This is a genomic window from Shewanella sp. 1311, from assembly GCF_059338235.1.
This window is the reverse complement of sequence record NZ_CM181686.1, coordinates 3,008,084-3,023,880: the sequence shown is the minus strand read 5'-3', so window position 1 is coordinate 3,023,880 and position 15,797 is coordinate 3,008,084. Positions and strand designations below refer to the sequence as shown.

The following is a 15,797-nucleotide window of genomic DNA, read 5'->3' as shown; positions in this document are numbered from 1 at the left end:
GAATATGCAAAATCGTGAACAAATCCTCGCTATGCTGACCACTATTTTAGTGGATGAATTCGAAATTGAGGCCGAGGCGATTACGCCTGATGCCAACCTGTATGAAGAGCTCGATCTCGACAGTATTGATGCCGTCGACTTAGTGATCAAGCTGCAGCAACTGACGGGTAAAAAGATCCAACCCGATGAATTTAAATCAGTTCGCACAGTCAACGATGTGGTTAATGCCATCGAAGGTTTAGTTAAAGACTAATGCGCGCCTTGCTACAAGTCTTAACCGCCCTCACATTGCTGGCCTATCCGGTTGCCGTGTATTTCGGGCTGAATTATTTGCCTGCTGGCACCATAGCGCTCGTGCTGTGTGGATTACTGATTGTGCGGTTAATGCTACAAAAGCAAAAGGTTAAGACGTTAGTATTGCCCCTGTTGGTGGGGATTGCGCTTACGGCAGGCAGTTATCTTGCCAAGCGCAGCGACTGGCTTTTGTATTACCCAGTGGTAATAAATCTGACTATGCTGGCTCTGTTTAGTTATTCACTGCACACTGGCCCATGCATGATAGAGCGTTTAGCCCGCTTGAAAGAACCCGATTTACCGGATGAAGCCATTCCGTATCTTAAAAAAGTCACCCTACTTTGGTGCGGCTTATTTATCTTAAATGGCTCGATGGCGGCTTATACCGCTGGCTTTACTAGCTTAGCAACCTGGACCTTGTATAACGGTTTGATTGCATACGTACTCATGGGACTGCTCCTCGGTGGGGAATGGTTATATCGCAGCTTTTGGTTGAAGAAAACATGACACAGCTACTCAAAAACTGGTTAACCCAAGGGCCCTTTGCCCAACAACTGATCAGCTTTAATCACCACGACATAGTCACAGGTGCATTATTTACCAATCAGGTGGCGTATTTTTACGAGCAACTGCTCGCCGCGCCCGAGAAAAAATGGCTGCTCGCGAGTGATACCAGCGATCTGTTTGCCGTCGGATTATGTGCCGCGCTGTTAGCGGGCAAAGAAATTATCCTGCCTCCCAACACCCAAACCGGCACCTTGAGCGAGTTAACGCACCAGTTTGATGGCATATTGTCAGACAAGCCTTTGTGCGAATGCCAAGCTTTTGTGCTGCTGAAAAAGGAACTGAGCCTACCCAACAAACCTTGGCCTGCAAGCGAGGCTATCGGTGAGTTAGTGCTCTTTACCTCAGGAAGCAGCGGCGAACCTAAGGCGATCCGTAAAACACTTGAACAGTTAGATGTCGAAGTGTCTGTGCTCGAACATACCTTTGCCGAGCATTTGCCCCATTGCAGCGTAGTATCCACGGTTTCCCACCAGCATATTTACGGTCTGTTATTCAAGATTTTGTGGCCGCTCGCCGCCAGTCGACCGTTTTTAAGCGAACAGATTGAATACCCAGAAACCCTAAGTTATTACACTGCCTTGCTGCCAAACCTATGTTTAATCAGTAGCCCAGCCCAATTATCGCGCCTGCCTAAAGCGCTAGAGCACGAGCGGCAACTGCGCTCACCGAGCTTAGTGTTTAGCTCTGGCGGGCCATTAAGTTTTGCCGCAGCCAAGGGCGTCAACCAGTGCTATGGTCACTTACCCATCGAAATTTTTGGTAGTACAGAAACCGGTGGCATCGCCTATCGCCGTCAGCATGAGGCCGATGAACCTTGGCAAGTGTTTGACCGCATCTCAATAGATCAAGATCCGACCGACGGCGCCCTGCTGCTGAAATCGCCCTATTTGGCCGACGATGAATGGCTACGCTGCGAAGATAAAATCGAACCAACCGAAAATGGCCAGTTTAGACTCAAGGGCCGACTCGATCGCATCGTTAAGATTGAAGAGAAGCGCCTGTCACTAGCGCAAATGGAAACCCTCATGTGCAGCCACGCCTACGTTGAGCAAGCCGCTCTGGTAGTGCTACCACAGTTTAAATCCCAACTTGGCGCAGTGGTGACCCTGTCTGAACTCGGTAAAAACGTGCTGCAAGAACAGGGCAAACTCAGTATTAACAATGCCCTAAAAGCACATTTACTGACCCAATTTGAGCGCGTCACGCTGCCACGCCGCTGGCGTTATCCCGATATTTTACCGCTTAACACTCAGGGTAAGCGTGTCACTGCCCAGTTAATCGAGTTATTTGATCATGATTAAATCGAGTTTACCGCCGATCCTGCATTCCGATATCGGCATTGATAACATTGAATTACGTCTGTTAGTGGCGGCCGACCTTGAGTATTTTAACGGCCATTTCCCCGAACAAGCCGTGTTGCCGGGCGTGACTCAATTAGATTGGGCGGTGCGTTTAGGCTGCAAACATTTCGGTTATTCAGAGGCGGTCGCTAACTTAGAAGTGCTTAAGTTTCAGCAACTCATACTGCCGGGCCAAGAAGTCACCTTAAGCATTAGCAATAATGCCGCTAAGGCAAAACTCACCTTCGCCTATTGCGATGGTGAAAACCGTTATGCTTCAGGCCGTATCGCCTTTGATAGCACGCCCGTTAACAGCAAATCTGCTACCAACAATGGCGATGAGGCAAGTCAGTGCTAACGCCTCCCAGCGACCTCGTCGAGTCGGTGCCCATCAAACTCGCCTTAGTGATCCCCAATTACAATCACAGCGCCGCGATTGCCCAGACCTTGGCCGAACTCGCCCAGTTTAATCTGCCCTGTTATTTGATTGATGATGGCAGCAATGATGAAACCCGTTATCTACTGCAATCCTTAGCCCAAACCTATCCTTGGGTGACTTTGCTGCTGCATCCGTACAATCGTGGTAAGGGCGCCGCTGTGATGACAGGGCTGCGCCGTGCCTACCGCGATGGCTTTAGTCATGCGCTGCAGGTCGATGCCGATGGTCAACATAATCTCGCCGATATCCCGGCTATGTTAGCAAGGGCACAAGCTAAACCCGATGCGCTGATTTCGGGTAAGCCTGAGTACGATGAATCTGTACCTAAGGGCAGGCTTTATGGCCGCTACTTAACCCATTTTTGGGTATGGGTCGAAACCTTAAGCTTTGATATTCAAGATTCTATGTGTGGCTTTCGCGTTTATCCGCTGGCCGCCACCGAGCGATTACTGTGCCAGCAAGCCTTAACGGAACGAATGGATTTTGATATCGAAATCCTGGTTAAACTTTACTGGCAAGGGGTGGAGATTCTATTCCAGCCGACTAAGGTGATTTATCCCGAAGGCGGCGTCAGTCACTTTCAAGCTGTGGCCGATAATGTGCGCATCACTAAGCTGCACACTAAGTTATTTTTCGGCATGCTCAAACGCCTGCCTTGGCTATTGAAGCGTAAATCACAGCGTAAATCGCAGCAACAAGCCGTGCAAACTTCCGATTGCTCGTCAGCAACATCATCAACTTCAGCTACCCATTGGTCTGGCATGAAGGAGCGTGGCAGTTACTGGGGCATCAAACTGTTAGCCGAAAGCTATCGCTTTGGCGGCCATTGGTTATGCCGCGCCATTATGTATCCGGTGATTTGCTATTTCTTCCTCACAGGCAAAGTCACCCGTGAAGCCTCGTTAGATTTTCTGCGCCGCGTGCAAAAACTTGAGCCGCAACACCCTAAGCTCAATCAGCCTGTAGGCTGGCGCGATAGCCTGAATCACTTTTTAGCCTTTGGCAATGCCGCACTCGATAGAATCGATGCCTGGTGCGATCGTATCCAATTGAGCCAAGTGGATTTTCCCGACCGCCAAGTGCTGGCCGACCAGCTCGAAAGCGGCAAAGGCGCCGTGTTATTAGTGTCGCACCTGGGTAATTTAGAACTTTGCCGCGCCATTTCAATCCACCAGCGCAAAGTCAAAGTGAACGTCATGGTGCTAACTAGCCATGCGGAAAACTTCAATAAGGTACTCAAACAGTTAAACCCAGATAGCACGCTCAATCTTATTCAAGTGACCGAGCTGAATCCTGCAACGTCTATGCTGTTACAGCAAAAAATTGAGGACGGTGAACTGGTGGTGATTGCGGGGGATAGAACCTCATCGAATACCCAAGGCCGCGTCATGTATGCGCCGTTTATGGGCCAAGATGCCGCGTTTCCACAAGGGCCGTTTATTTTGGCGGGCTTACTCGATTGCCCCGTGTTTTTAATGTTTTGCCTGCGGGAACAAGGGCGTTATCGGGTGCATTTAGAACGCTTCGCCGAAACACTGAAAGGCCCAAGAGCGGGCAGAATGGACAGATTACAGCAGGCCGTGAACCGCTACAGCGAACGTTTAGAATACTTCGCCAGACGCGAGCCTTTGCAATGGTTTAACTTCTTCGATTTTTGGCGCAAAGACAACGAGCTACAACGCACCCCATCGCATTTAGTACAGCCTAATCCGTTACCGACAACTTCAGCATCATCGCCGATCCCAGAGCAGGATCATAAGACAGACAGGACACAGCATTTATGAGCCACACCAAAGCAGCCGACTCCGAGAGTCAATCAGACCTACAGACTGTTGAGTTCGGCCGTCAATTTCTTACCTTAGAACAAGTGGTTGCCGTCGCCAAGGGCGCGCCAGTAAAGCTCTGTGACGATGCGGATTATCAAGAATATATCCAAAAAGGTGCGCGTTTTATCGATAGCCTGCTGCACGAAGAAGGCGTGGTCTATGGTGTAACCACAGGTTATGGCGACTCTTGCACAGTCAATGTGAGCTTAGCTCTGGTCCACGAATTACCACTGCATTTAACCCGCTTCCACGGCTGCGGTCTAGGCGAGACCTTAAGCATAATGCAGGCCCGCGCTGTGATGGCTTGCCGTTTAAACTCCTTAGCCATTGGCAAATCTGGCGTGACCTATGAGCTATTAAAGCGCATCGAAACCTTGCTGAATCTCAACATAGTGCCAGTCATCCCAGAGGAAGGTTCGGTCGGCGCCAGCGGGGATTTAACGCCTTTGTCGTATTTAGCCGCCGTGTTAGTCGGTGAGCGCGAAGTGATTTACCAAGGTGAGCGCCAAGCGACTCAAGCTGTGTACGCTAAGCTCAACATCACTCCGCACGTACTGCGCCCAAAAGAAGGCTTAGCCCTGATGAACGGCACCGCCGTGATGACAGCTTTAGCCTGCTTAGCCTTTGATCGCGCGCAATATCTTGCCCGCTTAAGTAGCCGCATTACCGCCATGGCTTCGTTAACGCTAAAAGGCAACTCGAACCATTTTGATGAAATCTTATTTGCCGCCAAACCGCATCCAGGGCAAAACCAAATCGCCACTTGGATACGGGAAGATTTGAATCACCACGAACATCCACGTAATTCTGATCGTCTGCAGGACAGATATTCCATCCGCTGCGCACCGCACATTATCGGCGTGTTGCAGGATGCCCTGCCGTTTATGCGTCAGTTTATCGAAACCGAAGTCAACAGCGCCAACGACAACCCAATTGTCGACGGCGAAGGCGAGCATATTCTCCACGGTGGCCATTTCTACGGCGGCCATATCGCCTTTGCGATGGATTCACTGAAAAATACTGTGGCCAACTTAGCCGATCTTATCGACCGCCAAATGGCGCTAGTAATGGACCCTAAGTTTAACAATGGCTTACCTGCCAACTTATCTGGCTCAACCGGTCCACGCCGCGCGATTAATCATGGTTTTAAAGCGGTACAAATTGGCGTGTCGGCTTGGACGGCAGAAGCGCTCAAGCACACTATGCCGGCCAGCGTGTTTTCACGCTCGACCGAATGCCACAACCAAGACAAGGTGAGCATGGGCACTATCGCCGCCCGCGACTGTATGCGCGTGCTGCAATTGACCGAACAAGTCGCAGCGGCTGCATTACTAGCCATGACCCAAGGTATTGGTCTGCGTATCGCCCAAAATGAACTGAGCGAAGCCTCGCTCACACCCTCATTGGCGAAAACCCTCGCTCAAGTGCGCGCCGATTTTGAAACCTTAATTGAAGATAGGCCGCTCGAAACTGTGCTGCGCCAAACCATAGCTAAAATCCAAGCGGGCGAATGGGAAGTGTGCCGATGAAATCATTGCTCACTATCGATATGGAAATGCAAATCCCCTTCCACGATGTGGATTCTATGGGGATTACTTGGCATGGCAATTACCTGCGTTATTTCGAAATAGCCCGCTGTAAACTGCTCGATGAGTTGGGCTACAACTACCGCCAAATGCAAGCATCTAACTATGCGTGGCCGATTATCGATTTGCAGATTAAGTACGTCAAAGCCAGCATCTTCGAGCAAAAAATCACAGTGCGCGCCGAGTTAGTCGAGTGGGAAAACCGCTTAAAGATCAATTATCAAATTCGCGATGTCGAAACCGGTGCGCGCATCACTAAGGGTTATACCATTCAGGCGGCGGTCGATATGAGCACCCAAGAATTGTGCTTTGTTACCCCAGATGTGTTCCGTGACAAAATCGCCACTCTGCTCGCTAAGGTTGAAGACTAATGAACTCAGTACTCGCCAAGAGCTCTGCGCTGACGAAGAATCCTGTGCTGGCGAAGTGTGCATTATTTCTCTACTTAGCTTTTGCTTTGATAAGCCTGCCACTCAAGGCTGAAACCTTAAGTGACAAGCATGCCGCGCCCGGCGATTATCAAGCACTCTTTAGCCAAAGTGCAGATACCGCGCAGCTTGTGGCCTTAAGCCAAAAACTTAACTTGGGCGAAACGGTGCGAGGTCACTTTGTGCAATCTCGGCAGTTAAAGGTGCTCAAAAAGCCGTTAATCAGCCAAGGTCAGTTTATCTTCGACAAAGAGCAAGGGCTGATCTGGCAACAGATAAAGCCCTTTAAATCCCTGCTGATTTTAAAAGATAAACAACTGATCCAGCGTGATAGCCAAGGTCGAGTGCAGATCAGCAAGGCCGACACCTCGGCAAGCGCCGCCGCTATGGGCGATTTATTACCCAGCCTAGTGCGCGCTATGCTCGGCGGGGATATTTCCGGTTTAAGCGAAAACTTCGAGCTGCACTTTCTCATTACAGACAAGTTAAACACAGAAAAGTTAAGCCCAGACGGCCAATGGCAATTAGGCCTAACGCCCAAAGATCCCTTAATGAAAAAAGCCATCGCCAATATGGTGTTAGAGGGTAGCGATGTGTTGCAATCCTTAGTGCTGCTGAGCGCCGCGCCGAATGTGACACCACAGGATATGACCCGCATCGACTTTAGTGCGCTTTCACAAGGCACACTCAGCGAAGCCGAATTAGCGCAGTATGCGTTGGCGCTCGAGGCGAGCAAACCTTAGCCATGGCCTCCAACTTCGGCGCGCGCGCCAATCAAGCTTTGATGCAATCTTCCCCCAAGTGGCGCCTCGCCATTTGGTTGCTATTGATGCTGTCAGCAAGTTTGTGGACGCTGCAACTTTGGCAAAACGGCGCACGGGTGCAGAGCGATATTCTCGCCATGTTGCCGCATTTACAGCAGGATAAACTCACAGAGCGCGCCCTTAACCAAGTTGAAGCCACGCTCGCTGACCAAGTCTATATTGCGCTCGTCGCCAAGGATGAAACCACGGCAATCGCTGCGGCTAAGCTGTTGATGCAAAAGCTTGAAACTGACCTTGTTGCAAGGGGTAAGCAAGGCGCGCTAACCGATATTCGCAGCGCCGATATGCAGCTCGGTGAAGCGCTAGGGCAATTCTATTTCCCCCACAGATTTAAATTACTGACAGCGCCGCAAGCTGAAGCGTTAGCCAGCCAAAATATTGAAAGTCTGATTGAGGCGGCCACAGCGCAGCTTTACAACGCCTTTAGTTACGCCAATAGCAACTTGCTCGCCCAAGATCCGCTGCTGTTATTCCCAGCCAATTTACTCGCCCTCGCGCCGAGTTCAAAAGTCAGAGCCAGCCAAGGGATACTGCTCGCGAATCAAGGCGATAATGTTGCCGCGGTCGTCATGGCAAAAGGGCGAGAAAGCGCTTTTAATCCCAATGCGCAATTAGCGCAGATGACGGCATTAACCCAAGGATTGGATGCCGTTAAACAAAGCTACCCAGATATTACCGTGCTCAAAGCTGGCGCCCTGTTTCATGCCCTTGCGGCAACGCAAACGGCTAAGAGTGAAATATCGATCCTCGGCCTAGCATCCTTACTTGGGGTGATAGCCTTAGTTTGGTTGGCGTTTCGCTCAGTGATGCCGCTACTGTTGGCGATTGTCACTATTTCCAGCGGGCTGTTGCTCGCAGTGACTTTTACCTTAAGTGTGTTTGGCGAGCTGCATTTACTCACCTTAGTGTTTGGCACTAGCTTGATTGGCATTGCCATCGACTACAGTTTTCATTTTTACTGCGAGCGCTTAAGCGATACAGAGCGGAGCGCAAAGGCCACAGTGGCGTATATCTTCCCAACGGTGACACTCGCCTTTATCACTAGCGCTTTGGCTTATGTCGGCATAGGTTTAGCACCGTTTCCCGGCATGCAGCAAGTCGCGATTTTCTGCGCCGCGGGTTTGCTCGGGGCCTATCTCACCCTCATTCTCGCCTATCCACTGTTAGCAGGAAGTCGTTTGCCTGAAGGCTCCCGCCCGTTAGCGCTCGCAGGGACTTACCTTGCCTGTCTCACTCAGTTATCGAAACGATTTACCACGCCGTTAGGCATGGGCATGTTTGCTTTGGTGATACTAGTCTGGTGTCTGGTTGGCGTAACAAAGTTAACCGTCGATGACGATATTCGCCATTTGCAACAAAGCCCTGCGAGCGTGACTGAGCCAGAAAACCAGCTACGCCAGTTACTCAGTGGCGGCACAGACAATCAATTCTTATTGGTGCGCGCACCGAATAAAGAAGCGCTGCTGCAACAGCTTGAGCGAGTGTCACCCATGCTTGATACCGCCATAACAAACCAAGAGTTAGGCAACTATGTCAGCCTCAGCCGGTATCTGCCCAGCCATCAAAAACAAGACACGGCTTACCACTTACAGGGCAAAATCTATCAAACTCAGATAGATACTGTGCTCACAAGCCTTGGTTTGGATGAAAATCTAAAGCCAGAACTGCAAGCCGCCTATTTGGCCGCGAAAACAGAGTACATCACGCCTGCTGCATTCTTTACGCTAGGGGCCGGCAAGCAACTCGCGCCGCTGTGGCTCGCGCCGAATGAGGCTAACAGTCCAGTCAGCAATGGCGCGCTAAATGATGATGGGGCGAGCGCGGAACATGGCGCGAATCACGGTGCAGTTCAGGGTGCCGATTATGGAGCTGATTATGGTGCAATAGTCCTCCTTGGTGGCATTCAGCAAATCGATGCACTTAAGGCGCGTTTTGCCCATGATGAAAGCGTACAACTTGTCGATAAGGTGGCGGACATTTCAGCCGTCATGGGCCATTACCGATTGTTAACCCTAAAGCTGTTAGCCCTTGCACTTGGCATCGCACTCTTGTTGTTTAGCCTGAATTTCGGCTTTAAAAAAGCGGCGGTTGTGGTTGCCGTGCCGGCCCTTGCGGCCTTGCTCACGCTTGCAACCTTAGGCTTAACGGGCTCACCACTGAGTCTGTTCCATGCACTCGCGCTCATTTTAGTTTTCGGGATTGGGATAGACTACAGCTTGTTTTTTGCCTCAGCCCAGAACCACGGCAAGGCAGTGATGATGGCGGTGTTTATGTCCGCCTGCTCGACCCTATTGGCCTTTGGTTTACTTGCCTTTAGCCAGACCCAAGCGATTCACTACTTTGGTTTAACCCTGTCGCTGGGCATAGGGTTTACCTTTTTACTTTCGCCGTTGATTTTGACCACAACACTGGCTTTAACCACCAATCAGCTTCTAACGACAAAAAAGTCCTGATGACTACAAGGAACGTATTTTACATGTCTACACAGGTTCACGATTTATCAGCTATACCAAATTCACTTGATGTCGATGTGGCTATTATCGGCGCAGGGCCTTCGGGCGCCATCGCTGCCAGCCTGCTACATCAGCAAGGCAAGCGCGTGCTTGTGTTAGAAAAACAGCATTTTCCTCGCTTCTCCATCGGCGAAAGTTTACTGCCCTGCTGCATGCAGTTTATCGAAGAGGCGGGCATGTTAGATGCGCTCAATGCCGCTGGATTCCAACATAAAAATGGCGCCGCCTTTCGTCGCAATGGGACTTACACCACCTTCGATTTTACCGATAAATTTACTCCTGGGCCGGGCACCACGTTTCAAGTGCAGCGCGCCAGTTTTGATAAACTGTTAGCCGATACCGCCCAAAGCCAAGGGGTCGACATCCGCTACGGCGAAACGGTCGAGGCGATAGATTTAACCGAGAACCCACGCTTAACGGTGCGTAATGAACAGGGCGAGCGTTATCAAATCAATGCCCAATATGTGCTCGACGCCAGCGGTTTTGGTCGCGTATTACCCCGTTTGCTCAACTTAGAAAGTCCGTCTTGCCTGCCACCGCGCAGCGCCATCTTTACGCATGTGGAAGACAACATCAGCGATGCTAGCTTCGATCGTAATAAGATTTTGATCAGTGTCCACCCTGAACATAAGGACATTTGGTATTGGCTTATTCCCTTTAGCAATGGCCGTTGTTCACTCGGCGTGGTGGCTGAGCCGCAGTTACTCGCGCGTTTACAAGGTTCGCTTGAGCAACAATTGATGAGCATAGTCAATGAAGAACCAGGGCTAAAAGCCCTGCTGGCAAACGCTAAAGTGGTACAGGAATGCGCCACGCTCAAAGGTTATTCCGCCAATGTGTCACGCCTTGCAACCGACAAGTTCGCCCTACTGGGTAATGCGGGCGAGTTCCTCGATCCTGTGTTTTCCTCCGGTGTGACTATCGCCATGCAATCGGCGTCTATGGCTGCAAAATGCCTGACGAAACAACTCAATGGCGACACGGTTGACTGGCAAGCCGATTACTCAACGCCTTTGATGCAGGGCGTGAATGCCTTTCGTACCTATGTGCAAGCTTGGTATGATGGCCGCTTTCAGGACGTGATCTTCTATGAAGAACCGAACGAGCGTATCAAGCAGATGATTTGTTCTATTCTGGCGGGCTATGCTTGGGATACAAATAATCCCTTCGTTAAAGACTCGGAGCGCCGCCTGAACATGATAGTCGAACTGTGCCGAAACCCAGCCGCCACTCCAGCATTCGCAGAGGTCTAACCGCATGCCGCTAAACCTTAACGCTAAATGGTTAGTGATCCCCGCCCTGCTGCTCGCAAGCCTTGGGCTGACGGGCTGTAGTGAACTGCTGCTCAGGCAGACCTGTGTCGGACTCGCTAAGGATATGCGTTATTGTTTGGCTCCACTGCCACATAACTTTGCTCCCGCGACCGATAAGCCGTTGACTAAGCCTAGGATAAAGCCCACGACTGAGCCTACAACCAAGCCCGCCATCATGGCGAGTCAGCAAACCGACAGCAATACTGGCGTATCTTCACCCCAGTCCTTTAGCCAAAAAGTCAGTATTAAAGTGGGTAAAGAGTCCCACGAACTGCTCACTCAATTGGAGTTAGAGGGCGAGCGCATGACGCTCGTGGGTTTAGCGCCACTCGGACAGGCTTTGTTTACCTTGGTTTATGATGGGAATACACTCAGCAGTGAGCAAAGTGTGCTGCTGGGCGACAATTTTAAAGCCGAGTATTTAATGGCGATGATGCAACTGATCTATTGGCCTGAGCAGAGTATTCGCGCCCATTTGGAAGGTGGCCATTTAGTGACAGGCCTTTGCGATACGGTTGGGGAAAATCAGAGTGACACGCTTGTCGACACCCGAGTAAATACAATCCCCTGTCGTCAGATCTATAGCCAAGATACCTTGATCAGTAAAAGCGCCCTGCAAACCCATGTGGTGCAAATCCGTTATCAACAAAATGTCGGCGATGCCCTATGGCAAGCCCACATCAGCTTAACTATGCCGCAGGCCAAGTTTGAGCTAGAAATCGAACCTATTTAACCTTTTAACACCCGCACTTCGCTGTGCCATGGTAAAAAAACGATACGCTATGATGAACAGAGTAGCCATTACACAGATTGGATTGTGTACCCCGCTAGGGCAAGATCCCCAGCAGGTTTTAGACCGCCTGATCGCGGGCGATACCAGCGCGATACAGCGCAGTGACACACTCCTGTTCGAGCACCCAACCTTAGTTGCGCCAGTGACAGCTGCGCTACCGGCAATTCCTGCAAAGCTCATTCAGTTCGATTGCCGCAATAACCAGTTACTCCTATGCGCGGCGCAGCAAATTACCGCCACGATTGAACAAGCGAAACGGGATTTGGGTCATGCCCGCATTGGCGTTGTGCTAGGCACGAGCACCTCGGGGATTTCTAAAGGTGAAGCGGCCCTGAGCTATCGCAATCAACACGGCCACTTTCCGGCGGATTACCACTATTTCCAGCAGGAGCTCGGCAGCACTAGCGACTTTTTACGCCAATATTTTGAGCTAGATGGCCCTTGCTACACGATTTCAACCGCCTGTTCCTCCAGCGCCAAAGTCTTTGCCAGTGCCAAACGTTTACTCAGCGCTAACCTCTGTGACATGGTGATTGTTGGCGGTGTCGACAGTTTGTGCCAACTGACAGTCAATGGTTTTAATGCTTTGGAATCTGTATCCAAAGGCCACTGCAATCCCTTTAGTATCAACCGTGATGGCATCAATATTGGCGAAGGCGCGGCCTTATTCGTGCTGGCGGCGGGCGAGTCCGATGTGATGCTAGCGGGCATTGGCGAGTCGAGCGATGCCCATCATATTTCGGCGCCACACCCCGAAGGCGTTGGCGCAATCACCGCCATGCAAGCGGCTTTGCAAGATGCAAATATTGCGGCACAAGACATTGGTTACATTAACTTACACGGCACAGCGACACCTAAAAATGATGCGATGGAAAGCCGCGCTGTGGTTGAAGTATTTGGCGTCAACACACCACCCTGCAGCTCGACCAAACCCTTAGTCGGCCATACCTTAGGTGCCGCTGGCGCGATTGAAGCCGCCTTCTGCTATTTATTGCTTTCGGCACATAATCACGGCCAAGCCCTGCCACCCCATCAATGGGACGGACAAGTCGATCCACAGGACCCGTCCATTGCCTTAGTCGAACGCCATCAAGTCGCCGCAAAAGGTGCACTTAATTATGTGATGAGTAATTCCTTCGCCTTTGGCGGCAGCAATGCCAGCCTGATTTTTTGCCGTAACGAGGCCTAAAATGATGCCCTTTATTCAATTCAATTTACCCTTTGCCGAGCAGGATATTGCCGATTTCATCCCCCACAGGGCGCCGATGATCTTGGTCGATAAGATCATCTCTTATCAACGTGATACCTTAGTTACCGAAGTCACGATCACGCCGAAAAGCCCCTATTTCGACGATAAACATCAAGCCGTACCCAATTATGTGGGTATCGAATATATGGCCCAAAGTATTGCCGCACTGGCCGGAGTAGAAGCTAAGCTGCGCAATGATAAAATCCGCGTGGGTTTTCTGTTGGGGTCGCGCAAATTAGCGCTACATGCCAAGCAATATGAACTCGGGCGCACCTATCGCACCCAGGTAAACCGTCTCTATCAAGAGGAGTCGGGATTAGCGGTATTCGATTGCCAGATTTATCTGCTGCCCGAAGCCGGAAGCGAACAAGAGAAAATCTTAGTCGCCACAGCGAATGTGAATGTGTTCCAACCTCAAGACACGCAAGCCTACCTTGATGGAAATCAAGACGCGGGCAATAGAAGCCTTGGACACTAATATCGAGGCAATGCTGAGACCATGCAATCGCAGCAAACTGAATTAGCCTGTCGATAAAAAGCGTTACATTAAGCGCCTTAGCAAGCAGCCTTTTACCATAAATACATGAAACCCCATACCGACTCCTAAAGATAAAATGGGGTGGAGAAAATAGATGAATAACAGAGTATTAGTCACAGGTTCGAGCCGCGGCATAGGTAAAGCCATTGCCCTCAAACTGGCCGCAGCAGGCTTCGATATCGCCCTGCATTACCACAGCAATCAAACGGCGGCCGATGACACTGCCGTTGAAGTTCGCGCGCTTGGAGTCAATGTGAGCCTGCTCAAATTTGATGTCGCCGAACGCGCGACAGTCAAAGCTGCCATCGAAGCCGATATCGAGGCTAATGGTGCCTATTATGGCGTGATCCTCAATGCCGGCATCAACCGCGATACCGCCTTTCCCGCTATGACAGAAAGCGAGTGGGACAGCGTCATCCACACTAACTTAGACGGCTTTTATAATGTGATCCATCCCTGCGTGATGCCTATGGTACAAGGCCGCAAAGGTGGACGTATCATCACTTTAGCTTCGGTATCTGGGATTGCGGGCAACCGTGGCCAAGTGAATTACAGCGCCTCCAAAGCGGGTATTATCGGCGCGACTAAGGCACTGTCATTAGAACTGGCAAAACGCAAAATTACCGTCAACTGTATCGCCCCGGGCTTGATAGAAACCGACATGGTGGCCGATATCCCTAAGGACATGGTCGAGCAATTAGTGCCAATGCGCCGTATGGGTAAACCCAATGAAATCGCAGCCTTAGCCGCATTTTTAATGTCTGACGATGCCGCCTATATCACTCGCCAAGTGATATCGGTCAATGGAGGCATGATCTAAATGAGCGAGGCGACAAATCAAACGCACTTGGGTAAACGAGTGGTCATCACAGGCATTGGCGGGATTACCGCCCTAGGCCATGATTGGCCGACGATAGCGGCGAGCCTTAAGGCGCAGAAAAACTGCGTCGTCACTATGAGTGACTGGGATAGATACGACGGACTTAACACCCGTTTAGCCGCGCCAATTACTGACTTTGAAGTGCCAAGCCATTATTCGCGCAAGAAAATTCGTTCCATGGGCAAGGTTTCCATTATGGCGACCCGCGCCAGTGAACTGGCTTTACTCGATGCGGGGTTGTTGGATGACCCTATCGTATCCTCAGGTGAAATGGGCATCGCCTATGGTTCATCCACGGGCAGTACCGATCCTATTACCGCCTTTGGCGATATGCTGAAAACGGGCGATATGTCGGGCATCACCGCCACTAGCTATATCCGCATGATGGCGCACACCACAGCGGTGAACGTTGGCGTCTTCTTCGGCTTAAAGGGCCGAATTCACACCACCAGCAGCGCATGCACTTCGGGGAGCCAAGGCATAGGTTATGCCTATGAAGCCATCAAATACGGTCAGCAAACCTTAATGTTGGCGGGCGGCGGTGAAGAACTCTGTCCCACCGAAGCTGTTGTGTTCGATACCCTGTTTGCTACCAGCACTAAAAACTCGACGCCCGAACTCACGCCACGCCCCTTTGATGCAGATCGCGATGGCCTCGTCATTGGCGAGGGGGCTTGTACACTGGTGCTCGAAGAGCTCGAACACGCCAAGGCGCGCGGCGCCAAGATTTACGCTGAGTTAGTCGGTTTTGGCACAAATTCCGACGGTCAACACGTCACCCAACCGAATGCGCAGACCATGGAAATCGCCATCAGATTAGCCCTCAAAGATGCGCAGCTTGAGCCTAGCGCCATAGGTTATGTGAACGCCCACGGCACAGCAACCGACCGTGGTGACATTGCTGAGAGTCACGCGACTCAAGCAGTGTTTGGCGCGGAGACGCCAATTTCATCCCTTAAAAGCTACACGGGCCACACCTTAGGCGCATGCGGTGCGTTAGAAGCTTGGGTGAGTATTGAGATGATGAATGCGGGCTGGTTTGCGCCAACACTCAATCTTGAGAATATCGACCCACAGTGCGCCGATTTGGACTATATCCGTAACGAACTGCGCCCGATCGACACGGATTATGTGATGAGTAATAATTTCGCCTTTGGCGGCATTAATACCTCGCTGATTTTTAAACGCTGGACCAGATAACACCTAA

The 15,797-nt window shown here is 50.9% G+C and carries 15 protein-coding genes; all 15 read left to right on the top strand.

What is annotated here, in order from left to right:
• Nucleotides 1-4 precede the first annotated feature (4 nt).
• Nucleotides 5-253, top strand: a complete 249-nt coding sequence (locus AC5YB3_RS13620; RefSeq protein ID WP_494525510.1) for an acyl carrier protein — start codon at nt 5-7, stop codon at nt 251-253.
• Complete coding sequence (locus tag AC5YB3_RS13615; protein WP_268650122.1) at nt 253-801, top strand: COG4648 family protein; 549 nt, start codon at nt 253-255, stop codon at nt 799-801. The genes AC5YB3_RS13620 and AC5YB3_RS13615 overlap by 1 nt, the downstream gene beginning before the upstream one ends.
• A complete protein-coding gene (locus AC5YB3_RS13610) occupies nt 798-2,162 on the top strand; it encodes an AMP-binding protein (protein ID WP_494525509.1) in 1,365 nt (454 codons plus the stop codon). The genes AC5YB3_RS13615 and AC5YB3_RS13610 overlap by 4 nt, the downstream gene beginning before the upstream one ends.
• Nucleotides 2,155-2,559 (top strand): ApeI family dehydratase, encoded by a 405-nt coding sequence (locus AC5YB3_RS13605; RefSeq protein ID WP_494525508.1) that lies wholly within the window; start codon nt 2,155-2,157, stop codon nt 2,557-2,559. Before AC5YB3_RS13610 ends, AC5YB3_RS13605 begins: the two co-directional genes overlap by 8 nt.
• Nucleotides 2,553-4,424, top strand: coding sequence for a glycosyltransferase family 2 protein (locus tag AC5YB3_RS13600; protein WP_494525507.1), 1,872 nt, complete (start codon nt 2,553-2,555; stop codon nt 4,422-4,424). Before AC5YB3_RS13605 ends, AC5YB3_RS13600 begins: the two co-directional genes overlap by 7 nt.
• On the top strand, nt 4,421-5,995 hold the full coding sequence (locus AC5YB3_RS13595) for an HAL/PAL/TAL family ammonia-lyase (RefSeq protein ID WP_432320792.1): 1,575 nt from the start codon (nt 4,421-4,423) through the stop codon (nt 5,993-5,995). The genes AC5YB3_RS13600 and AC5YB3_RS13595 overlap by 4 nt, the downstream gene beginning before the upstream one ends.
• A complete protein-coding gene (locus tag AC5YB3_RS13590; protein ID WP_427723805.1) occupies nt 5,992-6,423 on the top strand; it encodes an acyl-CoA thioesterase in 432 nt (143 codons plus the stop codon). Before AC5YB3_RS13595 ends, AC5YB3_RS13590 begins: the two co-directional genes overlap by 4 nt.
• The gene (locus AC5YB3_RS13585) at nt 6,423-7,223 is read left to right on the top strand and encodes an outer membrane lipoprotein carrier protein LolA (RefSeq protein ID WP_494525506.1); all 801 of its coding nucleotides are present in this window, start codon (nt 6,423-6,425) and stop codon (nt 7,221-7,223) included. The genes AC5YB3_RS13590 and AC5YB3_RS13585 overlap by 1 nt, the downstream gene beginning before the upstream one ends.
• A 2-nt stretch (nt 7,224-7,225) precedes the next feature.
• Nucleotides 7,226-9,757 carry an MMPL family transporter gene (locus AC5YB3_RS13580; protein WP_494525505.1) on the top strand — a complete coding sequence of 844 codons (2,532 nt, stop codon included), beginning with the start codon at nt 7,226-7,228 and terminating at the stop codon, nt 9,755-9,757.
• Nucleotides 9,758-9,780: 23 nt separating this feature from the next.
• Nucleotides 9,781-11,070: an NAD(P)/FAD-dependent oxidoreductase gene (locus AC5YB3_RS13575; RefSeq protein ID WP_494525504.1), complete on the top strand. Its 1,290-nt coding sequence runs from the start codon at nt 9,781-9,783 to the stop codon at nt 11,068-11,070.
• Nucleotides 11,071-11,074: 4 nt separating this feature from the next.
• Complete coding sequence (locus AC5YB3_RS13570) at nt 11,075-11,863, top strand: DUF3261 domain-containing protein (protein WP_494525503.1); 789 nt, start codon at nt 11,075-11,077, stop codon at nt 11,861-11,863.
• A gap of 49 nt (nt 11,864-11,912) precedes the next feature.
• The gene (locus AC5YB3_RS13565; protein ID WP_494525502.1) at nt 11,913-13,112 is read left to right on the top strand and encodes a beta-ketoacyl-[acyl-carrier-protein] synthase family protein; all 1,200 of its coding nucleotides are present in this window, start codon (nt 11,913-11,915) and stop codon (nt 13,110-13,112) included.
• A gap of 1 nt (nt 13,113) precedes the next feature.
• Entirely contained in the window at nt 13,114-13,650 is a 537-nt protein-coding gene (locus AC5YB3_RS13560) for a hotdog family protein (RefSeq protein WP_370452680.1), read from the top strand.
• A gap of 154 nt (nt 13,651-13,804) precedes the next feature.
• On the top strand, nt 13,805-14,530 hold the full coding sequence (locus tag AC5YB3_RS13555) for a 3-ketoacyl-ACP reductase FabG2 (protein ID WP_338726031.1): 726 nt from the start codon (nt 13,805-13,807) through the stop codon (nt 14,528-14,530).
• Nucleotides 14,531-15,790, top strand: a complete 1,260-nt coding sequence (locus AC5YB3_RS13550; protein ID WP_259515747.1) for a beta-ketoacyl-ACP synthase — start codon at nt 14,531-14,533, stop codon at nt 15,788-15,790.
• Nucleotides 15,791-15,797: the final 7 nt, after the last annotated feature.